At 67.1% G+C, this 22,447-nt stretch carries 18 protein-coding genes; 5 read left to right on the top strand and 13 right to left on the bottom strand.

What is annotated here, in order from left to right; translation table 11 throughout:
* Window positions 1-3: 3 nt before the first annotated feature.
* From aroD to C1931_RS08245, 6 genes are all read right to left on the bottom strand, one after another.
* A complete protein-coding gene (gene aroD / locus C1931_RS08270; RefSeq protein WP_234412884.1) occupies window positions 4-891 on the bottom strand; it encodes a type I 3-dehydroquinate dehydratase in 888 nt (295 codons plus the stop codon).
* On the bottom strand, window positions 891-2,183 hold the full coding sequence (locus C1931_RS08265; RefSeq protein WP_108752845.1) for a carbohydrate porin: 1,293 nt from the start codon (window positions 2,181-2,183) through the stop codon (window positions 891-893). Before C1931_RS08265 ends, aroD begins: the two co-directional genes overlap by 1 nt.
* A 22-nt stretch (window positions 2,184-2,205) precedes the next feature.
* A complete protein-coding gene (locus C1931_RS08260) occupies window positions 2,206-3,717 on the bottom strand; it encodes a right-handed parallel beta-helix repeat-containing protein (protein ID WP_108755970.1) in 1,512 nt (503 codons plus the stop codon).
* 831 nt (window positions 3,718-4,548) lie between these two features.
* Window positions 4,549-6,114 (bottom strand): YdiU family protein, encoded by a 1,566-nt coding sequence (locus tag C1931_RS08255; protein WP_108755969.1) that lies wholly within the window; start codon window positions 6,112-6,114, stop codon window positions 4,549-4,551.
* 31 nt (window positions 6,115-6,145) lie between these two features.
* Window positions 6,146-6,835, bottom strand: coding sequence for a glutathione S-transferase (locus tag C1931_RS08250; RefSeq protein WP_108755968.1), 690 nt, complete (start codon window positions 6,833-6,835; stop codon window positions 6,146-6,148).
* A gap of 116 nt (window positions 6,836-6,951) precedes the next feature.
* Window positions 6,952-7,161 (bottom strand): cold-shock protein, encoded by a 210-nt coding sequence (locus C1931_RS08245; protein ID WP_004153307.1) that lies wholly within the window; start codon window positions 7,159-7,161, stop codon window positions 6,952-6,954.
* Between the two features lie 302 nt (window positions 7,162-7,463).
* Between C1931_RS08245 and C1931_RS08240 the strand changes: the two genes are divergently transcribed.
* Window positions 7,464-7,952 (top strand): YaiI/YqxD family protein, encoded by a 489-nt coding sequence (locus tag C1931_RS08240; protein WP_108755967.1) that lies wholly within the window; start codon window positions 7,464-7,466, stop codon window positions 7,950-7,952.
* A gap of 42 nt (window positions 7,953-7,994) precedes the next feature.
* On the opposite strand, the gene C1931_RS08235 is transcribed toward C1931_RS08240, so the two are convergent.
* Window positions 7,995-8,882, bottom strand: a complete 888-nt coding sequence (locus tag C1931_RS08235; RefSeq protein ID WP_108755966.1) for a pseudouridine synthase — start codon at window positions 8,880-8,882, stop codon at window positions 7,995-7,997.
* 121 nt (window positions 8,883-9,003) lie between these two features.
* On the opposite strand from C1931_RS08235, the gene C1931_RS08230 reads away from it, so the two are divergent.
* The 3 genes from C1931_RS08230 to C1931_RS08220 all read left to right on the top strand — a co-directional run bounded on the left by C1931_RS08230 (window position 9,004) and on the right by C1931_RS08220 (window position 12,894).
* Entirely contained in the window at window positions 9,004-9,552 is a 549-nt protein-coding gene (locus tag C1931_RS08230; RefSeq protein WP_108755965.1) for a YaeQ family protein, read from the top strand.
* Window positions 9,549-10,733 carry an NAD(P)/FAD-dependent oxidoreductase gene (locus C1931_RS08225; RefSeq protein ID WP_108749357.1) on the top strand — a complete coding sequence of 395 codons (1,185 nt, stop codon included), beginning with the start codon at window positions 9,549-9,551 and terminating at the stop codon, window positions 10,731-10,733. Before C1931_RS08230 ends, C1931_RS08225 begins: the two co-directional genes overlap by 4 nt.
* 91 nt (window positions 10,734-10,824) lie before the next feature.
* Window positions 10,825-12,894: an EAL domain-containing protein gene (locus C1931_RS08220; protein ID WP_108757696.1), complete on the top strand. Its 2,070-nt coding sequence runs from the start codon at window positions 10,825-10,827 to the stop codon at window positions 12,892-12,894.
* A 108-nt stretch (window positions 12,895-13,002) separates the two neighbouring features.
* Here C1931_RS08220 and fabV read toward each other — a convergent pair whose 3' ends face one another.
* The 6 genes from fabV to queA form a co-directional block, all read right to left on the bottom strand.
* On the bottom strand, window positions 13,003-14,262 hold the full coding sequence (gene fabV, locus C1931_RS08215) for an enoyl-ACP reductase FabV (protein ID WP_108755964.1): 1,260 nt from the start codon (window positions 14,260-14,262) through the stop codon (window positions 13,003-13,005).
* Window positions 14,263-15,011: 749 nt separating this feature from the next.
* Window positions 15,012-15,992, bottom strand: a complete 981-nt coding sequence (secF, locus tag C1931_RS08210) for a protein translocase subunit SecF (protein WP_108749354.1) — start codon at window positions 15,990-15,992, stop codon at window positions 15,012-15,014.
* Window positions 15,993-16,008: 16 nt separating this feature from the next.
* Window positions 16,009-17,865 (bottom strand): protein translocase subunit SecD, encoded by a 1,857-nt coding sequence (gene secD, locus C1931_RS08205; protein ID WP_108755963.1) that lies wholly within the window; start codon window positions 17,863-17,865, stop codon window positions 16,009-16,011.
* A 61-nt stretch (window positions 17,866-17,926) separates the two neighbouring features.
* Window positions 17,927-18,271 carry a preprotein translocase subunit YajC gene (gene yajC / locus C1931_RS08200; protein WP_108749352.1) on the bottom strand — a complete coding sequence of 115 codons (345 nt, stop codon included), beginning with the start codon at window positions 18,269-18,271 and terminating at the stop codon, window positions 17,927-17,929.
* Between the two features lie 134 nt (window positions 18,272-18,405).
* The gene (gene tgt, locus C1931_RS08195; protein ID WP_108755962.1) at window positions 18,406-19,536 is read right to left on the bottom strand and encodes a tRNA guanosine(34) transglycosylase Tgt; all 1,131 of its coding nucleotides are present in this window, start codon (window positions 19,534-19,536) and stop codon (window positions 18,406-18,408) included.
* 119 nt (window positions 19,537-19,655) lie between these two features.
* Window positions 19,656-20,687, bottom strand: coding sequence for a tRNA preQ1(34) S-adenosylmethionine ribosyltransferase-isomerase QueA (gene queA, locus C1931_RS08190; RefSeq protein WP_108755961.1), 1,032 nt, complete (start codon window positions 20,685-20,687; stop codon window positions 19,656-19,658).
* A gap of 246 nt (window positions 20,688-20,933) precedes the next feature.
* On the opposite strand from queA, the gene C1931_RS08185 reads away from it, so the two are divergent.
* The gene (locus C1931_RS08185; protein ID WP_108755960.1) at window positions 20,934-22,430 is read left to right on the top strand and encodes an aminotransferase class III-fold pyridoxal phosphate-dependent enzyme; all 1,497 of its coding nucleotides are present in this window, start codon (window positions 20,934-20,936) and stop codon (window positions 22,428-22,430) included.
* Window positions 22,431-22,447 lie beyond the last annotated feature (17 nt).

Here is a 22,447-nt window from a genome sequence, read left to right as displayed (position 1 = left end):
GTCTCAGCGACCGGCCTGGCTGGAAGCGTGGATGACCTGCAGGACGTCCTGCAGTTGTTCGACTTCAACCTGGCCCGGCGCCGACGGCGTGCCGATCATGCCGAAGGTCAGGGCCTGGCCGAAGGTTTCCCCGGCCAGTCGCGAGACCACGCCGGTGCCGCCCATCGACATGGTCAGCAGCGGCTTGTCACTGCGCTGGCGCACCTGCCAGGTGGCATCGAGCAGGGCCAGCACATCGCCGGCGTCGCGCGGCATCACCGCGATCTTCAGCACGTCCGCGCCCATCGCCTGCTGCTTCAGCAGGCGCGCGACGATCTCCTCGCGCGGCGGCGTGGCCTGGAAATCGTGGTTGGACATCACCACCTTCACCCCCGCCTTGTGCGCCTGTGCCACCAGCGCCTGCACCACGTTCGGGTCGCGGAACATTTCCACATCGATCAGCTGGGCAAAGCCACCACGCAGCAGCGTGGCGTACAGCGCGCCGTAGTCGCGGTCACTGATCGCCTTCGCACCGCCTTCGGCCTTGGTACGGAAGGTGACGATCATCGGCTTGCCGCCCAGCGTGGCCTGGATGCGCTTGCCCAGCGCCACCAGCTTGCTGCCATCGGTGGCGATATCCAGGTAATCGATGCGCCATTCGGCCAGATCGGTGTGCGTGCTGGCGGCGATGGCCACGGCCTGCTGCAGGGCGAGTTCGGCACTGGCACCGGTGATCGGCACGATGGTGCGCGGGCTGCCCTCGCCGATGCGCAGCGAGCCCACCTGCAGCACCGCCGGCGGCGGCGCGGCCAGGGCCAGTACGGGGGAGGTGCACAGCGCACCGGCGAGGACAAGGGAAGCAAACGGAAGACGCATGGCAGTCACCAGGGCGTGGAAGGGGCGCGCGGCCATCAGAAGGTCACCTTGGCCTGGACACCCACGGCCCAGGCGTTGTCGGTACCGCTGTAATTGAACGTGCCGGGATTGACGATGTACTGCACGTCGGGGCGGATCATCAGCCACGGGTTGACCTGGAAGCTGTAGGACAGTTCGAACAGCTCCTCGGCCTGGCTGAGGTTGTACAGCGGCGAATCCACCGGCACGCCACCGGCGGCCAGCGAGGCACGGCGCGCATCCACCAGGCGGTCGTTGATGTCGGCGCCCACGTAGCCCAGCGCGATGCTGTCCTGCGCCCGCGAACCGATGCCCTGGTACACGCCACCCACTGCATACCAGCGCTTGATCTGCGCGGTATCGGCGTCGGACACCATGTACTGTGCGAAGGCCGTAAGGCCGCGGCTGGGGTCGGCCGACTCCTGGGTCAGGCGCTGCTCGGCCAGCACGTAGGCGCCGTGGCGGCCGGTGGTGGGCGAGGTATCCAGGCCGCGCTGGTCCACGCGCGAGGTGTCGTAGTAGCCGCCGAACTTGTAGACGCCGGCGTAGCGGCTGCCCTTGGCCGGGGTCCAGGTCACTTCCACCGGGAACAGCGAACCGGTGGTGCCCGAGGCGAACGGGCGGAACGCATTGCGTTCGATGTTGCCACCCAGGTTCGGGTTCACCTGGAACCAGCCGGTGCGCACGTTCAGCGCCGGGCTGACCTGCTGCGCCACTTCACCGCCCCAGCGCGCCACCGGGTAGTTGTACCAGCCGCTGTTGCCGGACATCGCCAGCGGGTGCGCGCAGAACGCCGCGTTGACGAAATGGGTCAGCAGGCTGTGCAGGCCGAACTGGTTGCCCATCGCGTAGTAGCCCAGCTTGTAGTACGACTGGCCACCGTTGAAGGTCTGGTCGTAGCTCAGTTCGGTCAGCCGGGTGTACTGGCCGCCGTAGGCTTCCTGGATCGGGAAGCGGTTGCCGACCAGATCGGCCGAGGTACTGCGGCCACGCCGGTCATTGAGCGTGAAGTGGAAGGCACCGCCGTCCCAGCCGGCCAGCTTGCCCATGTCCAGGTCCATGCCCACGCGCACCTGCTGCGCATAGCGGGCGCCGGTTTCACCGTAGCCACCATCCACCACGCCCATGGCCTCGCCCACGTAGTCGCCGCGGAAGGCAATGCCGCGCTCGTACAGATCGGTGCGGGTACCGCCCCAGTCGCCGGTGAGCGTCTTGCCCGCGTAGCGGTTGCTGGATTGCGCGCTGGCGACGGCCGGCAGCAGGGCCATCGCAGCCAGCACGGTCAGGGAAACAGGCTTTGCAGGAATCATGGTCAGGGTCTCGGAAAGGTGATCAGCGCAGCGACAGCGGCGCGCTCAGGGGGGACGTGGCGCCCTGCGGCGAGGTGACCGTGGCGGTCACACCGCCCAGATCCGCAGCATCGGCGCCATTGCCCAAGGGGAAGGTGAAGGTGCCGTTGCCCTGGCTGTCGGTACGCGCCTGCACGGTGCCCAGCACGCGCTCGGCTTCGCTGCCGTTGGCCGCACGGTTGCCGAACACTTCCACCTGGTAGTGGCTGTCCGGCTGGCCGTGGAAGCTGCCGGTCACGGCGCGCTGTGCGCCCTTGCCCTGCACGGCCACCAGTTGCGGCGCCGCCTGGCCCAGGTTGGCCAGCGGCTGGCAATCGGCCTGGCCGGCGGCGGTGCAGATGCGCGCACGTTTGGCCGGATCGGTGTCGACGCCGCGCCCGCGCGAGCCGACGAAACTGGCATGTTCCAGCCCCGGCACACCGAACACGATGGCGCCGCGCGGTTGGCCCTTCACGCAGGCGCCGCCGGCTTCGCAACGCTCGATCGGCAGACCGTTGCCGAAGATGCGGTTGGCGGTGAAGCGGTTGGGTGCACTGACCGGCTGCGGGCGCACGCCAATGCCGATGCCGTTGCCGGTGATGGTGTTGCCATCGACCACGTTGCCGCTGCCGGTGATGCTGAGCCCGATCGAGTTGCCGGTGAAGGTGTTGGCCGCGATGTAGTTGCGGTTGCCCCAGTTGATCTGCAGGCCATCGGAGTAATCGACGAAGCGGTTGTGCACCACGCTGTTGTCATTGCCCCACAGGATCTCGATGCCCTGCGAGGGTTCCGGGTTGGCCTTTGTGGACTGGAACAGATTGTCTGCCACCAGGTTCCAGGCCGCGCCGCGGGTCAGTTCCAGGCCATCGCCGTTGTCCAGGAACACGTTGCGCACGATGCGGTTGTGCACCGTGGTGGTGGCGGTGGACTGGCCCTTGCCATCGTCGCCGGTGAGCATGATGCCGGCACCGCCCTTGTTGGCGACGATGCGGTTGTCATGGATTTCGCTGTGGCTGGCGCGGTTGATCAGCACGCCGATGCAGAAGTTGCGGATCTCCAGACCGGTCAGTTCGACGCCCTGGGTATCGCGCAACACCAGGCCAGGCAGCGTGGTGGTGCGCACATTGGTGCCGGACTGGCCCGGCTCGGCACCCGGGCAGGCATCGGTGCCGGTGCCGGTCACGTAGGCCGAACCATCGATGGCCACGAACTGGCCGTCGCGTGCCCACGGCGTGCCGACGATCTGCACCGGGCCCTTGATTTCCGGCAGCGGCGAGGCCGGCTTGATCACGTACGGCGCCGCGCCCACCGCATCGATTTCAATGCGGTAGCGGCCCGGCGTCGCATTGGCGGTGTTGATGGCCCAGCGCAGCGAGCCGGCGTTGCTGTCGTCGGCGTAGCGATCGACACGCAGCACCTGCAGCGCTTCACGCGGGGGTTCGGCCTGGTAGGCCAGCGCCAGCGACGGCAGCAGGGCAAGCAGGGACAGGGAAACGACAGACAGACGACGGCACATGCGATCACTCCGCACAGGTGAAAGAGATCCAACGGTCTTCCCCTGCACCTGGCTTCAGCACCGTGACCGATGCTGCCCTCGCCCCGCCAGGGGTGGATCGCTTGGACTGCTATGAAACTGCGGAAGTGAAATTAGGTTTATCGCACTGCACCATTCAAGTGCGGTAATCGACTGCGCGTGCGAATATCGCACTGAATAGGTAATACGTTGGTTGTAGGGGGGGGTCTTTGCAGGGCTTGCAGCCCTGCACCCGCTCAATGCAACGGCAACGTCAAAAGCTGGGTATCCGTGGGATGGCGGGGCGGTTGGTATCTGCGCCAATTGTCCCGCGCGGCTGTTGGTAGGTGTCGACCTTGGTCGACACATCTTGCAGATATCGAATGAATCATCCACGCATGGCGTGGATCTACTGACGCATGCCGAAGCAATTCCGGGGTCGGCGCCGGCTGTTGGTAGGTGTCGACCTTGGTCGACACATCTTTCAGATATCGAACGAATTCATCCGTGTCGACCAAGGTCGACACCCACCAGAGCAGAATGCCGTTCCAGCAGATCGCGGGAAACTGTCGAAGGCGGGGCGGTGTCGGATTGCGGGGTGTCAGCCGCATGGATGCGGCTGCCAAGCCTACAAGGGTGAGGGCGCTTTGTTTGCGAAGTACTGCTTCGCAAGCGCCCGAACGCACAGCCGCCAGCGGCTGGGCCGGGCCCCGGAGGGGTACTTGCGGCGTCCCCGCAATCCGACACCGCCCCGCCATCCCACGGAATGCACGCTTTTGCCGTTGCTGTTGCATTGCGCAGGTGCAGGGCTGCAAGCCCTGCAAGAGAACTCCCCTACGAACTGCAGGACAGCATCGAGCAGCCGGCGCGGTGCTCGGCCCAGGCCGGCCGCTTGCCGGCGTAATGTTCCAGCCCCGGCCGCTGCGTGTACGGATCGCGCAGGACCTCCTGCAGCGCATGCACGCCCCCCAGGTCGCCCTGCTCGGCGCGATCGATGGCCTCCTGCGCCAGCCAGTTGCGCAGCACATACAGCGGATTGGCCGCCGCCATCTTCGCCTGCCGCGCTTCGGCCGACAGCGGGTCCACACGCAACCGCGCCGCGTAGTCCTGCAGCCACTGCTGCAACGGCGCCTGCACTGCCTGTCGGCGTGCCTGGTCGTAATACACATCGCCCAGCGCGGCCACGTCCGGCGCGGCCACATCCACGCCCATCAACGCACGCCACGCCAGGGTCATGTCCATGCCGCCTTCCTGCAGCAACTGCTGCCAGCGCAGGTACAGCTGCAGATCCTCATCGTCAGCCGCCGCCAGCCCCAGTTTGGCCGCCGCATCGCGCCGCGTGCAGGCCACGAAGGTGGACTGGAACGCCGCAAGCCCCGCCTGCAGCGGCTGCACATCGGCGAACAACGGCGACAGCGCCTGCGCCAGCCGGTTGAGATTCCAGTACGCCACCTGCGGCTGGGTGCCGAAGCGGTAGCGGCGCCCCTGCGCGTCGGTGGTGTTGGGCGTCCAGTCCGGGTCGTAATCCTCCACCCAGCCGTACGGGCCGTAATCGATGGTCAGGCCGAGCACGGACAGGTTGTCGGTGTTCATCACCCCATGCACGAAGCCGACGCGCATCCAGTGCGCCATCAGCTCGGCGGTGCGCACGGCAATCTGCGCGAACCAGTCGCCGTACAGCGCCTCCCCCTCCCCCTGCAGTTCAGGGAAATCGCGGGCGATGCAGACGTCGGCCAGTTGTTTCAGCAGCGTGGTCTCGCCGCGCGAGGCAGGTAGTTCAAACGTGCCGAAGCGCATGAACGACGGCGCCACGCGGCAGACGATCGCGCCGGGCTCGGCGCGCGGGTGGCCGTCGTAGAACATGTCGCGCACCACGTCCTCGCCGGTGCCGACCAGCGACAGCGCACGCGTGGTCGGCACGCCCAGGTGATGCATGGCTTCGCTGCACAGGAATTCGCGGATGGACGAGCGCAGCACGGCGCGACCATCGGCGCCGCGCGAATAGGGCGTGGGCCCGGCGCCCTTCAACTGCAGCTCCCAGTGGCGCCCGTCGGCGGCCACCAGCTCACCCAGCGATATCGCGCGCCCGTCGCCCAGCTGCCCGGCCCAATGGCCGAACTGGTGGCCACCGTAGTTGGCCGCCCACGGCTGCATGCCGTCGTACAGCGCGTTGCCACCGAAGACCTGGGCGAAGTCGGCGCCCTGCACATCGGCGGCGTCAAAGCCGAGCAGCGCGGCAACCTGCGGCGACCAGGCCAGCACGCTCGGCGCCGCGACAGGGGTCGGCAGCACCGACGACCAGGCCGCCTCGCGCACCTCGCGGCGGCGTGGGCCGGATTCGGGGTCGCCCGGCAGGGCGGTCAACAGGCGGTTGTCGAAACGGGGGGCGTGGGTATCCATGCCAGCAGGATGGGGGCGGTCGGCCCCGGCCTCAATCGCCGCGCAGGGCCTGCAGTGCGCCGCCGTGGGCCTCGGCGCGCTGGTAGGCCGGGCGCTGGCCGATGCGTTCCAGGAAGCCCCGCAACGCCGGCTTGTCGTCCAGCCCGCCGCCAAGGGCGGCCGCGGCCTGGATCGGGAAACTCATCTGGATGTCGGCCGCACTGAACCGTTCACCGGCGAACCACGGGCTTTCGGCCAGGCGCCGCTCCATCCAGTCCAGATGCAGGCGGCGCTGCGGGCCGATGAAGCTGCGCTCGGCCTTGTCGGCGATGCTGCGTGCAATCGGCCGGGCAAAGAACGGCATCGGCGCACTGCGGATGCGCCCGACCACCAGGGTCAGCAGCAGCGGCGGCATGGCCGACCCTTCGGCGTAATGCAGCCAGTAGCGATAGGCAATGCGCTCGGCACTGTCGGCCGGCACCGGCGACGGCGACAGCACGCGCTGGGTGTCGTAGCGGTCGACCAGGTAGTCTAGGATCGCGCCGGATTCGGCCAGCACCTGGTCACCGTCCTGCAGCACCGGCGCCTTGCCCAGCGGATGGATCTGCCGAAGCTCCGGCGGCGCCAGCAGCGTCTTCGGATCGCGCGGGTAGCGCCGCAGTTCGTAGTCCAGCCCCAGTTCTTCCAGCATCCACAGCACGCGCAGTGAACGCGAGTTTTCCAGGTGGTGGACGATGCGCATGCCGAAACTCCTGAGGGAAGCCCGCATCGTACCGCGCGCGATGCATGCACCCCGCAAAAAAAAACGCCGGAAGCTTTCGCTTCCGGCGTTCTGGCTACCAAACGGTAGCAGACGGATTAGACCGCCTGCACCTGGTCAGCCTGCATACCCTTCTGGCCCTGGACGGCGATGAAGGTAACCTTCTGGCCTTCCTGCAGGGTCTTGAAGCCGGTGCCCTGGATGGCACGGAAGTGCACGAACAGGTCCGGGCCGCTTTCCGGGGTGATGAAGCCGAAGCCCTTGGCGTCGTTGAACCACTTGACGGTGCCGGTCTGACGATCAGACATTTGACTAACTCCTGAAACACATGTTGAAAAAATCGCAGCCACCGGGAATCGGGGCCGAGACTGAGTTGCAGGCGTTGGTAAAGCGGATCGATGAGCGGATCGTGAGATCAACTGCACCAGGCCACGATTCACGGTGACCCTAGCAAACACAGTGGATCGAACGATACGCGTGTTTTCAGCAAAAAGCGATAGCCCCGGCATTCAGCGGCAGGGCCCCGCCCGCTAGGCGTGACAAGGGCTGGACCCAGATCGGGCCTAAACCCGAGTCCCTATTCAGGTTTTTCCTACCCTACACTGGGCTGATGACTGAAGCTGAAACCCCCGCTGAACACGCCCGTCCACGCATCTGGGTCGATGCCGACGCCTGCCCGACGGTCATTCGCGACATCCTTTTCCGGGCCGCCGAACGGGTCGGCCTGGAGCTGACCCTGGTCGCCAACCAGTGGCTGCGCACCCCACCCTCACGCTGGATCCGCTCGCTGCAAGTGCCGCAGGGCCTGGACGTGGCCGACAGCGCCATCGTCGAACGGGTGGCCGCCGGTGACCTGGTGGTCACCCAGGACATCCCGCTGGCGGCGCTGGTACTGGAAAAGAAGGCCGTGGCGCTGAACCCGCGCGGCCAGCTGTACACCGCCAACAACATGGCCGAGCGCCTGTCCATGCGCAATTTCATGGAGGAACTGCGCGGTGCGGGCGTGCAGACCGGTGGCCCACCGCCGCTGGGCGCGCGCGACCGCCAGCTGTTCGCGGCCGAACTGGACCGCTGGCTGGCCCGGGTCAAGCCACGGTGACCAAGCCACGGCGACCAGGCCGCGGTGACCCGGCCGCGCTGATCAGGCGCCCGGCACCGGACCGGCCGGCCAGTGCAGCGAGCGCTCGCTGCGGAACACACGCGGCTCCCCGCTGAGCGGATCCTGGAAGGCCAGGGCCCGCGCCAGCAGTTGCAGCGGCGGCGCCTGCAGCGGATCGGCCGACGGCTGCAGCCGTGGATACAGGTCATCGCCCAGGATCGGCGCCCCCAGCGCCGCCATGTGCACGCGCAGCTGGTGCTTGCGCCCGGTTTCCGGCCACAGCCGGTAGTGCCAGGCCGCGCCGTGCTCGGCAATCACCTCGATGCGGGTGCGCGCATTCGGCTCGCCCGCCATTTCGGCCATGCGGAAGAAGGGCTCACCCGGCACGATCCGGCTCAACCGCTGCTGCGGGAACGGCAGCCCTGGCAGGGCCGGCGCCAGTGCCTCGTAGATCTTTTCGATGCGCCGTTCACGGAACAGGCGCTGGTAGGCGTCGCGCGAATCGGGCCGCTGCGAGAACAGCACCAGCCCGGCGGTCAGCCGATCCAGCCGATGCAGGGGCACCAGGTCGGGATTGCCGGTGCGTGCCACCAGGCGCGCCAACAGGGTCTCGCGCACATAGCCTCCGGCCGGGGTGACCGGCAGATAGTGCGGCTTGTCGGCCACCAGCAGATGCGCGTCCTGGTACAGCACCGTCTCGCTGAACGGAATGACCGGCTCCGCGCTGACTTCGCGGAAGTAGAGGATCTCCAGCCCGACCTGCCACGGCTGGTCGGCCGCAAGCGCCCTGCCCTGCGCATCCTGCACCCGCCCACGCGCGAAACGGTCCAGCCACTGGCCACGGTCAATGCGCGGAAAGCGCACGCACAGACCGTCCAGCAGGGTCGGCCAGTCACCGGGGGGCAGCTGCAGGCGGCTGGGCAGGCTCATTCATCACACACACAGGGAAGACGCGGCCAGAGTGCCACCGTTGACACCGCGCAGACACCCCTGCAACGGACACCCCGCCGGCAAACCTCTATCATGGGCGGTCTTTGCCCCCGGAACGCCCATGGCCCTCACCGCCACCATCCGCAAGGCCGAACTGCAGATCAGCGACATGGATCGCGGCTACTACGCGACCCACAACCTGACCCTGGCCCAGCACCCGTCCGAAACCGACGAGCGCCTGATGGTGCGCCTGCTGGCCTTCGCCCTGAACGCCGATGACCGCCTGGAGTTCGGCCGCGGCCTGAGCACCGACGACGAGCCGGACCTGTGGCAGCACGACTACACCGGCGACATCCTGCAGTGGATCGACCTGGGCCACCCGGACGAATCGCGCATCCGCAAGGCCAGCAACCGCAGCCGTTCGGTGCAGGTGGTGAACTACGGCGGCAACGCGTCCGATATCTGGTGGAACAAGCAGGGCAAGGGCCTGGCCCGTTTCGACAACCTGTCGGTGGTCGACCTGGACGGCGCCTTCGTTGAACAGTGGGGCCAGCAGATCCAGCGCGCCATGCGTTTCAGCGTGCTCATCCAGGATGGCGAAGTGCAGATCCTCAACGACCAGATCCAGCTGGACGTGATTCCCAGCTGGCGCAAGCGCGCCAAGGCATGAGCATTACCCGCTGCGACGTGGTGGTCATCGGCGCCGGTGCCGCCGGGCTGATGACCGCGCTCACCGCCGGCCGCCGCGGGCGCCAGGTGCAGGTGCTGGACCACGCCAACAAGGTCGGCAAGAAGATCCTGATGTCCGGCGGCGGGCGCTGCAACTTCACCAATACCGGCACCACCCCGGCCAACTTCCTGTCGGCCAACCCGCATTTCTGCAAATCAGCGCTGGCCCGCTATTCGCCGTGGCACTTCATCGACATGGTGGAGAAGCACGGCATCGCCTATCACGAAAAAGAGCTGGGCCAGCTGTTCTGCGATGTCTCATCGAAGCTGATCGTGAAGATGCTGGTGGAGGAATGCCAGGCCGCCGGCGCGCAGATCCGCACCCAGTGCAGCATCGAGCGCATCGAACACGGCAGCGATGGCTTCCGCGTGCACACCACGCAGGGGCTGTTCCATTGCGCATCGCTGGTGGTGGCCACCGGCGGCCTGTCCATTCCCAGCCTGGGCGCCACCGGCTTCGGCTACGAGCTGGCCCGCCAGTTCGGCCACAACGTGCTGCCCACCCGCGCCGGTCTGGTGCCGCTCACCCTCAGCGGCAAGCACCAGGAACGCCTGGCCGAGCTGAGCGGGGTGGCCCTGCCGGTGCAGGCGCGCTGCAATGGCAAGAGCTTCCAGAACTTCATGCTGCTCACCCATCGCGGTGTCAGCGGGCCGGCCATCCTGCAGATCTCCTCGTTCTGGCAGCCCGGCGACACCCTGGAAATCGACCTGCTGCCCGGCCAGGACGCCGGCGAGTGGCTGCGGCAGATGAAGCGCGAGCGCCCTGCGGCCGAACTGCGCACGGTGCTGGGCGAGGTGCTGCCCAAGCGGCTGGCCCAGCGCCTGTGCGAGCACTGGCTGCCGGACCGGCCGGTGCGCCAGCTCGACGAACCGGTGCTGCGCCAGGCCGCGCAGGTGCTGGGCGCATTCCCGCTGGTGGCCAGCGGCACCGAAGGCTACCGCACCGCCGAAGTCACCCTGGGCGGGGTGGATACGGCCGAAGTGTCGTCTTCCACGTTCGAATCCAAGCGCGTGCCCGGCCTGCATTTCGTCGGCGAGGTGTTGGATGTGACCGGCTGGCTGGGCGGTTACAACTTCCAGTGGGCGTGGGCCAGCGGTCACGCCGCCGGCAGCGTGGTGTGAACCGCATCGCCGTTCGGTGCTCGCCCGGGGCCAGCGCATGGACGTGCCGCCGCGCATCGTGTATCTAGGTTCGCAGATTGGGGAGCAGTGCATGCAGAACGCGAACGACATCACCATCCGCCTGCTGATCGTGGACGACAGCGGCGAAAACGCAGAAGCCATCGTCAGCACCCTGCGCAACAGCGGCATTGCCGTTCGCCCGTGGCGCCCACAGGATTCGGCCGAACTGTCACAGGTGCTGGCCAGCCAGGCCATCGACCTGGTGCTGGCCTCGCCGTCGCAGGGCATCCCCCTGCCGCTGGTGGCCCAGCACATTGCCGCCAGCGGCAAGGACATTCCGCTGGTGCTGCTGGCCGACCGCATCGACGAAGACGAACTGGTGCAGGCCAGCAGCAACGGCGTGCGCGCCCTGGCCCTGCGCCAGCGCAACGAGCACCTGCTGGCCGTGGTGCGTGACCAGTGGGTGGATCTGCAGGCACGGCGCGGCCTGCGCCGCATCGAAGCACAGATGCGCGAGACCGAACGCCGCTGCGACGCGCTCATTGCCTCGTCCCGCGACCCCATCGCCTACGTGCATGAAGGCATGCACATCCGCGCCAACGACGCCTACCTGGGCATGTTCGGCTACGAGGAATTCGACGATATCGAAGGCATCTCGCTGCTGGACATGGTGGCCGCACAGCACGTGGATGGCTTCAAGCAGCTGCTGAAGTCACTCAGCCGCGGCGAAGCGCCGCCGCCGCAGTACCAGCTGGATGCCCGCCACCAGGACGGCAGCGCATTCCCGGCCACCATGGAATTCACCGCCGCCACCTATGAAGGCGAGGCCTGCCTGCAGGTGGTGTTCCGCCGCCGCCTGGAACTGGACACCGAACTGGCGCGCGAAGTGGAAGACCTGCGCCAGCGCGACCAGGTCACCGGCCTGCTCAACCGCCCCACCTTCATGCTGCAGGTGGAAGATGCGGTGGCCCAGGCCGGCCGCAGCGAAGGCCAGTTCGGCCTGCTGCTGGTCGAGCCGGACCACTACGCCCGCCTGATCCCGGATATCGGCCTGGACTCGGCCGACACCCTGATCGGCGCCCTGGCCGGGCTGCTGGCCGAGGTGGTGGGTGACCAGGCGCAGCTGGCGCGCTTCGGCGAACACAGCTTTGCGGTGCTGCAGTCGGGCCCGTATGCGCAGACCGAAGCGCTGGCCGAACGCATCCGCGCCGCCTATGCCGCGCATGTGTTCAGCATTGGTGCGCGCTCGGCCACGGTCACGGTCAGCGTGGGCGGCGTGCAGGTGGGCGAAAAGATCGCCAGCATCGGCCAGGTGCTGGCCCGCGCCAGCGAATGCACCCAGGCCGCCGCCGCGCTGGGCAATACCTGCCGCATCTTCGATCCGGCCGCTGCCGACCGCGTCGAGGAAGAGCGCGTGCAGCGCTGGGTGACGCGCATCCGCGAAGCGCTGGCCGGTGAAGGCTTCCAGCTGCACTACCAGCCGGTGCTGAACCTGCAGGGGGAATCGCTGGAACTGTACGAGGCCTACCTGCGCCTGGAACACAACGGCGAGCTGCTCAGCCCCACCGCCTTCCTCGGCATTGCCGAGGAACATGGCCTGCTGGCCGACATCAACCGCTGGGTGGTGTCGCGCGCGATCAGCGTGCTCGGCGCGCGCGCGCGCGAGGGCCATGCCACGCAGATGCTGGTGAAGGTGACGCCCGAATCCTTCGATGACCCGAAGATGATCGCCACCCTGCGCCGCGAACTGCAGGCCCACGGCGTGCCAGGCGAGCGGCTGTGGCTGCACGCGCCCGAGGCCAAGGTGTTCACCCATCTGCGCGCCGCACAGCAGTTCCTGGCCGAAGTTGCCCCGCTGGGCTGCCGCATCGGCCTGGAGCAGTTCGGTTCGGGGCTGGATTCGTTCCAGCTGCTGGCGCACTTCCAGCCGCAGGTGCTGAAGCTGGACCGCAGCTTCACCAGCGACCTGGTGTCGACCCGCGAGAACATCGACCTGATCAGCCAGATCACCGCGCGTGCGCAGGAAGCCGGCATCCGCACCGTCGCCGAGTTCGTCAGCGACGCCAATTCCATGACCCTGCTGTTCAGTGCCGGGGTGGATTACGTGCAGGGTGATTTCGTCGGCCCTGCCCTGCCGGTGATGAACTTCGAGTTCGGTTGAGCGGCATGCGCCGGGCCGCAGATCTGCACCGGTAGCGCCGGGCCATGCCCGGCGAGCGCAGCGGCATTCAAGGCATCCGCCGGGCCATGCCCGGCGTTACCTTCGATCTCAGGTCAGATCGACCAGGTTGGCGATCTTCACGTCCGGATTGACGTTAGCCTCGTAGTCCACGCCTTCCACGCCAAACCCGAACAGGCGCAGGAAATCGGCCTTGTAGCCGGCCAGATCACTGATCTCGTACAGGTTCTCGTTGGTCACCTGCGGCCACAGTTCCAGCACCTTGCCCTGCACTTCCGGCGCCATTTCCTTGTAGTCGGCACGCAGGCGGCCTTCCTCGTCCACCAGCGCAACCTTGCGACCCTGGCCATCGACCAGATCGTGGCGCAGGCGGTCGACGGCGGCGCCGTCAGCCTTGCCGCCGTACAGGATGTCGTACAGCACATCGAGCTGCTCGATGCAGCCTTCGTGCGTGCCCTGCGCCTTCATCACCTTGAACAGCAGCGACAGGTACAGCGGCATGGTCGGAATGGCCGAGCTGGCCTGGGTGACCACCGCCTTCAGCACCGACACGCGCGCGTCGCCACCAATTTTTGCCAGCGATTCGCGCAGGCCCAGCACCTTGTTGTCCAGATCCTTCTTGGCGGCACCAATCGAGCCGTTCCAGTAGATGGCCTGGGTGATCTCCTCGCCCACATAGGTGAAGGCGGTGGTGGTGCAGCCGTCGGCCAGCACACCGGCGTCGGCCAGCGCGTCGATCCACATCTGCCAGTCTTCGCCGCCCATCACCGCCACGGTGCCGGCAATCTCTTCCGGGGTGGCCGGCTGCAGGGTGGTTTCGGTGATCACTTCCTTGTCGGTGTCCAGGCCACGCAGGGTGATCTGTTCGCCGATCGGCTTCAGCGTGGAGCTGATGATCTCACCGGTCTTGGGGTGCTTGCGGCGCGGCGCGGCCAGGCTGTAGACCACCTGGTCGACCTGGCCCAGGTCGGCCTTGATCATCTCGATGGTCTTGGCCTTCACTTCATCGGAGAAGGCATCGCCATTGATGCTCTTGGCGTACAGGCCGGCTTCGTCGGCGTACTTGTGGAAGGCGGCCGAGTTGTACCAGCCGGCGGTGCCCGGCTTGGTTTCGCTGCCCGGGCGTTCGAAGAAGATACCCAGGGTGGCCGCGCCGCTGCCGAAGGCGGCGGTGATGCGTGCCGCCAGGCCGTAGCCGGTCGACGCACCGATGACCAGCACGCGCTTGGGGCCGTTCTGGATGGGCGGGCGGGCGCGGATGTAGTCGATCTGCTGCTTGACCGCGGCCTCGCAGCCGGTCGGATGGGTGGTGACGCAGATGAAGCCGCGGACGCGCGGTTTGATGACCATGGATACCTCGGGTTGGCAGATGCGGCGCACGCGGGCGCACGCGAACCGCAGGATCGTAGTGCGCGGGGGACGATTGCACAACCGACGCAGGCGTAGGGTGGGGTTTCTCTTTTGCAGGGCTTGCAGCCCTGCACCTGCCGTGGATCAACGTCAACGTCAAAAGCGGGTGTGCTGAGGGATGGCGGGGCGGGTCCGGTTGCGGGGGACGCCGCAAGTACGTCCGTGTAGGCTTGGCCGCGGCATCCATGCCGCGGACACCCCCGCAACCGGACCCACCCCGCCTTCGACAGTTGGCCGCGACCTGTCGGAACGGCGTTCTGGGGTCAGATCCCGTTGCTCCGCAACGGGCTCTGACCCCAGGTGGATTTCGATGTCCGACAGATGTGTCGACCAAGGTCGACACCCACCAACAACCTGTCGGAGCAGCGCTCTGCTCTGGTAGGTGTCGACCTTGGTCGACACAGTAGAGCCACGCCATGCGTGGATCATTCATTCGATATCTGAACGATGTGTCGACCAAGGTCGACACCTACCAACAGCCGCAGGAAACGGTCTGGGGCAGAGCCCCCTGAGTCAGGGGGCGGCCGCGAAGCGGCGGGGGTCTGGGAGCTGGTAAGTGGGGCCCACGGTTCGCGCAGCGAAGCGTGGGAGCGACAGCGCGCATGCGATGACGCGTACCAGGGCTGCAAGCCCTGCCCACAAAAAACCCCGCTTGCGCGGGGTCCTCTGTGTGCTGCGTGCCGTAAGGATTACGGGCGACGCTCCAGGGCTTCGATGTCCTTGGCCTTGGGCAGCAGGTCCTGCTTGCTTACGCGCAGGAAACCGATCGTCAGCATCGGCACGGCCACCAGGATCGAGGACAGCACCACGATCACCGCACCGATCATGTGCGTCTCGGCCAGGCCTTCCATCGAGCTGCCGCCGTACAGGTACAGGGCAAGCGCCGACAGGAAGAACATCACCGCGGTGATCACCGTACGCGACAGCGTCTGGTTGATCGAACGGTTCAGCACTTCCATCGGCTCCACGCGCAGGCTGCGGAAGTTCTCTCGCACGCGGTCGAAGACCACGATGATGTCGTTGATCGCAAAACCCATCACCGACAGCAGGCCGGCCAGCACCGTCAGGTCGAATTCACGACCCAGCAGCGACACATAGGCCACGGTGACCAGCAGGTCGAACAGCGCCACGATGCTGGCGGTCACGGCGAACTTCCACTCGAAGCGCACGGCGATGTAGATCAGGAAGCCGGCCAGCATGAAGATGGTGGCGTACAGGCCATTCATCGCCAGGTCCTTGCCGATCTGCGGACCGACAAACTCATTGCGCAGCACGGTGGCCTGGTTGTCGGCCGAAGAGACCGCCTTGACCACGGCGGCCGCGGTGGCCTTGTCTTCAGCCGACGCGCCACCGGTGCCCGGGGCGTGCTCGCCGTGCGGGGCCAGGCGGATCAGAAGGTCGGTGTTGCCACCCACGCTCTGCACCTGCGCGCCGTCGAAGCCGTTCTGCTCCAGCTTGGTACGGACGTCCTCGACGTCCACCGCTTTGTCGAAGCGGGCTTCGATCAGGGTGCCGCCAGTGAAGTCCAGCGCATAGTTGAAGCCCTTCACGCCGATGATGGCGATCGAGGCAATGAACACGGCGATCGTGACCACCATGGCGACATGGCGCCACCGCATGAAGTCGATCTTGGTGTCGTTCGGGAGGATGTGCAGCGGAAACAGTTTCATTGTGCGTGTCGTCCCGTCAGATGGCCACGTTCTGGAGCTTCTTGCGACCGCCGTAGATCAGCGTCGCCAGCGCGCGCGACACGGTGATCGCGGTGAACATGGAGGCGAAAATACCGATGATCATGGTCAGCGCGAAGCCCTTCAGCGGGCCGGTGCCGAAGGCGAACAGGGCCACGCCCACGATCAGGCCGGTCAGGTTGGCGTCCAGGATGGTGCCCGAGGCGCGGTCGTAACCGGTCACGATGGCGGTCTTGCCCGGCACGCCGGCACGCAGTTCCTCGCGGATACGCTCGTTGATCAGCACGTTGGCGTCCACCGACAGGCCCACCGACAGCGCCAGACCGGCGAAGCCCGGCAGGGTCATGGTGGCACCGAACAGCGACATCACCGCCACCACGATCAGCAGGTTGAACAGCATCGCGATGGAGGTGATCAGACCGAACACGCGGTAGTAGATGCTGAAGAACACCAGGGTGAACAGGAAGGCGTAGACCACCGCGGTGATGCCGTTCTTCACGTTCTCGGCGCCCAGGCTGGGGCCGACCACGCGCTCTTCCACGAAGTCCATCGGCGCAGCCAGCGAGCCCGACTTCAGCAGCTTGGCCAGGTCTTCGGCTTCCTTCTTCTGCAGACCGGTGGTCTGGAAGTTCTTGCCGAACACGCCGTTGATGTTGGCCACCGAGATCACTTCCTCGTTGACCTTGAAGCCACGCACTTCCTGGCCATCGACCACGGTCACCGTCGGCACGCGCTCGGTGTAGACCACGGCCATCGGCTTGTTCACGTTGGCGCTGGTGAAGTCGAACATGCGCTGGCCGCCGACATTGTTCAGCGTCACGCTGACCGCCGGCGAACCGCTGGTCGAATCGGTCACCGCCTGCGCGGCCACCATCTGGTCGCCGGTCACGATCACGCGCTTGTTCAGCAGGATCGGGCCGCGGCCATCACGCTGCTGGTAGACCTTGGCTTCCGGCGGAATGCGGCCCGAAGCGATGGCGTCCTGCGCATTGCCTTCCACCACCGCACGGTATTCCAGGGTGGCGGTGGCACCGATCATGCGCTTGGCTTCGGCGGTGTCCTGCACGCCGGGCAGCTGCACGACCACGCGGTCGGCACCCTGGCGCTGGATGATCGGCTCGGCCACGCCCAGCTGGTTCACGCGGTTGCGCAGGGTGTTGATGTTCTGCTCGATCGCGCCGTTGGCGATCTGCGCGATCTCCGCGTCCGGCACGGTCACGGTGATGCGGTTGCCAGAAACGTCATAGCCCAGGGTCGGCTGCGCGGTGCCCAGCGCCACGCGGGCACGGCTGGCCGCATCGGCGCCAGCCGACGGACTCAGGTTGGCCACGATGGTGTTGTCAGCGCGGCGTTCCACCGACTGGTAGGCGATGCGCGCATCACGCAGGGTGCTGCGCACGTCTTCGGTATAGGCATCCAGGCGCTTTTCCAGCGCAGCCTTCTGGTCGACCTGCAGCACGAAGTGCACGCCGCCCTGCAGGTCCAGGCCCAGCACCATCGGGCGACCGCCCAGGCTGGCCAGCCAGTCCGGCACGGTGGAGGCCAGGTTCAGGGCCACGGTGTAGTTCTCGCCCACGCTGTCGCGCAGCGCATCGCTGGCGGCCGACTGCGTCTTCAGGTCCGGCAGGCGGACGATCAGGCTTTCCCCTTCCTTCTCCGCGCCGATCGTGTTGATGCCGGCCTTCTTCAGGTCGGCCAGCACACGGTCGCGCAGCACATCGTCGATCTGCCCGCCACGGTTGGCGGTGATCTGGATGGCCGGGTCCTTCTGGTAGATGTTGGGCAGCGCGTACAGGGTGCTGAGCGCCAGTACGATCAGGATGACGACGTACTTCCAGCGTGGAAATTCGAGCATTGCTTGGGTCCCGCGCGGCGCCATCCCCGGCGCCGCGGTTGTGCATCGGAAAGGGAGTGGCTTACTTGGCCGAGTTCAGGGTACCGGCCGGCAGCACGTTGCCGACAGCGCCCTTCTGCACGCGGATGCGCACGTTGTCAGCCACTTCGATGGTGATGAAGTTGTCGCCGATGTCGGTGACCACGCCGGCGATGCCGCCGTTGGTCAGCACTTCGTCGCCACGCTTGATCTTTTCCAGCATGGCCTTGTGCTCCTTCTGCCGCTTCATCTGCGGGCGGATCATCAGGAAGTACATGATGGCGATCAGGATGATCGGGAACAGCAGCGTGGTCAGGCCCATGCCCTGCGGTTGGCCGCCGGCGGCCTGGGCGTGGGCGGCGGGAATCAGGAAGGCAAGCAGGTTCATCGTTGGTCCTTTGGTTGGGCGGCGCTCCCGTCCGTTCACGGGCGGGGGTGTCGACCGCGGATCTGGGTCAGCCTTGAAGTATGCCACGGCCCCGGACGTTCGTCCTTGGGCCGTTCGGCAGGGGTACCACGGGGTTACAGCGGGGGCGCAACCGCCCCACGGGCCGCATAGAAGGACTCGCGGAAGGCCTGGAAGGTTCCCGCCTCGATGGCCGCGCGGATGTCGGCCATCAGTTTTTCGTAATAGAACAGGTTGTGCAGGGTGCCCAGCATGGGCGCCAGCATCTCGTTGCAGCGGTCCAGGTGGCGCAGGTACGAGCGGGTGTAGCCGCCGGTGCAGGCCACGCAGCCGCAGCCCGGCTCGATCGGGTCCATGTCGCGGGCGTACTGCGAATTGCGGATGCGTACGGTGCCGAACGAGGTGAAATAGTGGCCGTTGCGGGCGTTGCGGGTCGGCATCACGCAGTCGAACATGTCCACGCCGCGCGCCACGCCTTCCACCAGGTCTTCCGGCCGGCCCACGCCCATCAGGTAGCGCGGGCGGTCGCTGGGCAGCTCCGGGTCCAGGTGGTCCAGCATGGCGTTGCGCTCGTGTTCCGGCTCGCCCACGGCCAGGCCGCCAATGGCGTAGCCGTCGAAGCCGATGGCCTGCAGGGCGTCGGCCGAGCGGCTGCGCAGGTCGGTATGCACCCCACCCTGCACGATGCCGAACAGCGCCGCGTCGTTGCCCAGCTCGTCATGGGCGTTGCGGCTGCGCTGGGCCCAGCGCAGGCTCAGTTCCATCGAACGGCGCGCCACCTCTTCGGTGGCCGGGTACGGGGTGCACTCGTCGAAGATCATCACCACGTCCGAATCGAGCACCTTCTGGATCTTCATGCTCTCTTCCGGGCCCAGGAACACGCGGGCACCGTCGGTGGGCGAGGCGAAGGTCACGCCCTGCTCGGTGATCTTGCGGCGGTGGGCCAGCGAGAACACCTGGAAGCCACCCGAATCGGTCAGGATCGGGCCGTCCCAGCGGCAGAAGCCGTGCAGGCCGCCGTGGTCGGCAATGATGTCCAGGCCCGGGCGCAGGTACAGGTGGAAGGTGTTGCCCAGGATGATTTCCGCGCCCAGCGCGCGCACCTGGTCCGGCAGGATGCCCTTGACCGAGCCATAGGTACCCACCGGCATGAAGGCCGGCGTTTCCACCGTGCCACGCGGGAAGGTCAGGCGGCCGCGGCGGGCACGGCCGTCACGGGTCTGGAGCTGGAACTGCAGTCGGGACATGGAGCGGTCATTCAGGCAAATAGTTGCCTATTGTCTCCCATCAGGGCGTGCGCACCAAGGTGCGCACCTACCGCGGGTGGTTCGGGGCGTGCGCACCAACGGTGCGCACCCACCAGGCGTCAGCCCGCCTGCGGGAACAGCAGCATCGCGTCGCCGTAGCTGAAGAAGCGGTAACGCTGCTCGATCGCGTGCTGGTAGGCCTCGAATACCCGCTCGCGGCCGGCGAAGGCCGAAATCATCATCAGCAGCGTGCTTTCGGGCAGGTGGAAGTTGGTCACCATCGCATCGACGCTGCGGATGCGGTAACCCGGGGTGATGAAGATCTGGGTCTCGCCGGCGAACGGCAGCAGTTCGCCGTCACGCATCGCGCTTTCCAGCGCGCGCACCACGGTGGTGCCCACGCCGATCACCCGGCCACCGGCCTCGCGCGTGCGCCGCACCTGCTGCACCAGTTCGGCGCCCACGTTCAGCCACTCGCGGTGCATCACGTGGTCCTTCAGGTCATCCACCCGCACCGGCTGGAAGGTGCCGGCGCCCACGTGCAGGGTCACGTGGCCGAATGCCACGCCCTTGTCCTTCAGTGCCGCCAGCAGGGCTTCATCGAAATGCAGTCCGGCGGTCGGTGCGGCCACGGCGCCCACTTCGCGGGCGAACACGGTCTGGTAGCGCTCGCGGTCATCCTGCCCCGGCTCGCGCTGGATGTACGGCGGCAGCGGCAGCCGGCCGGCGTGCAGCAGCCACTGCTCCAGCGATTCGGGCACATGGAACTGCAGCAGGTAGAACTCGCCGTCGCGGCCCAGCACTTCGGCCTCGCCGCCGGCGTCCAGGGCAATGCGGCTGCCGGCCTTGGGCGACTTGCTGGCGCCCACCTGGGCCCGCACCTGCTGGCCGCCCAGCAGGCGCTCGATCAGGATCTCCACCCGCCCGCCGCTGGCCTTCTGCCCGAACAGGCGCGCCGGAATCACCCGGGTATCGTTGAACACCAGCAGATCGCCCGGCTGCAGCAGCGACGGCAGGTCGCGCACCTGCACATCGGTGAAGGCGGCGGGCGCCGGCGGCACCACCATCAGGCGGCTGGCCGAACGCTCGGCCAACGGCGCCTGGGCAATCAGTTCGGCCGGCAGGTCGTAATGGAAATCGGACTTCTTCAAGGCGGTGGCGGCATCAGGTCGACAATGGCGCGCATTGTACGTCCAGCATCGGCCAGGCAGCGCGCATCGTGGCGAACGTCGGGCATTATGCTGCTATGCAGCAGGTTTCTGCGGGGTTATCGCGCAAAAAAACAAGTGCTAGCATCGGGAAGGAAGTCCGCTGCACGAGCCAGCCCCAAAGCGCGCGTGATGACGCGCGTTCTGCATTTTCAGGCCCGTGTGAACCATCGTTTCAGGAGATCTGCAATGAGCTTCATCGAACGTCTTGCCCCCCTGCGCACCCAGCCCGGCACCCGCCTGACCACCGGCCTGGACGATGCCACCCTGACCGCCCTGGCCGACCGCCACCCGCAGCTGGTTGCCGCGGTGGACGCCGCCGCAGCGGAATTCGCGCGCGTGCAGGGCGAACTGGGGCCGCTGCTGGCACAGGACGAGCAGGCCCAGATCGAGGCCATGCAGGACGGCTTCGTGAACTTCTATGCAGACGATGCGGTGACCCCGTACGTGGCACTGGCTGCACGCGGCCCGTGGGTGGTCACCCTGAAGGGCGCGGTGCTGTACGACGCTGGCGGCTACGGCATGCTCGGCTTCGGCCACACCCCCGATGCCGTGCTGGAAGCGATGGCGCGGCCGCAGGTGATGGCCAACATCATGACCCCCAGCCTGTCGCAGCAGCGCTTCATTACCGCCCTGCGCGCCGAAGTCGGCCACCGCCGCGGCGGCTGCCCCTATGCCCGTTTCATGTGCCTGAATTCCGGCTCGGAAGCGGTCGGCCTGGCCGCGCGCATCGCTGATGTGAACGCCAAGCTGCAGACCGACCCGGGTGCGCGCCACGCCGGCGCCGCGATCAAGCGGGTGGTCGTCAAGGGCAGCTTCCACGGGCGCACCGACCGCCCGGCGCTGTATTCCGATTCCAGCCGCAAGACCTACCTGCAGCACCTGGCCAGCTACCGTGGCGAGGATTCGGTGATCACCGTAGCGCCCTATGACGAGGCCGCCCTGCGCCAGGTCTTCGACGATGCCGCGCGCAACCAGTGGTTCATCGAGGCGGTGTTCCTGGAGCCGGTGATGGGTGAAGGCGACCCGGGCCGCTCGGTGCCGCCGGCCTTCTATGCCCTGGCCCGCGAACTGACCCGTGCCCACGGCAGCCTGCTGCTGCTCGATTCGATCCAGGCCGGCCTGCGCGCCCATGGCGTGCTGTCGGTGGTCGACTACCCCGGCTTCGAAGGCCTGGACCCGCCGGACATGGAAACCTATTCCAAGGCGTTGAACGCGGCCCAGTATCCGCTGTCGGTGCTTGCAGTGACCGAACATGCCGCCCAGCTGTACCGCAAGGGCATCTACGGCAACACCATGACCAGCAACCCGCGGGCGCTGGACGTGGCCTGCGCCACCCTGGCCCAGCTGACCCCGCAGGTACGCGCCAACATCGCCGAACGCGGCGCCGAAGCGGTGCGCAAGCTGGAGCAGCTGAAGAACGAGCTGGGCGGACTGATCACCAAGGTGCAGGGCACCGGCCTGCTGTTCTCGTGCGAACTGGCACCGCAGTTCAAGTGCTATGGCGCCCACTCCACCGAGGAATGGCTGCGCCAGCACGGCATCAACGTGATCCACGGAGGCGAGAACTCGCTGCGCTTCACCCCGCACTTCGGCATGGACAGCGACGAGCTGGACCTGCTGGTGGGCATGGTCGGCCGCGCCCTGCGTGAAGGCCCGCGCCGCCAGCAGGCCGCCGCCGCGTAAGGCAACGCCCCGCCTTG

The organism is Stenotrophomonas sp. YAU14A_MKIMI4_1 (assembly GCF_003086855.1).
Taxonomy (GTDB): Bacteria; Pseudomonadota; Gammaproteobacteria; order Xanthomonadales; family Xanthomonadaceae; genus Stenotrophomonas.
This window is presented reverse-complemented; position numbering and strand designations above follow the sequence as displayed.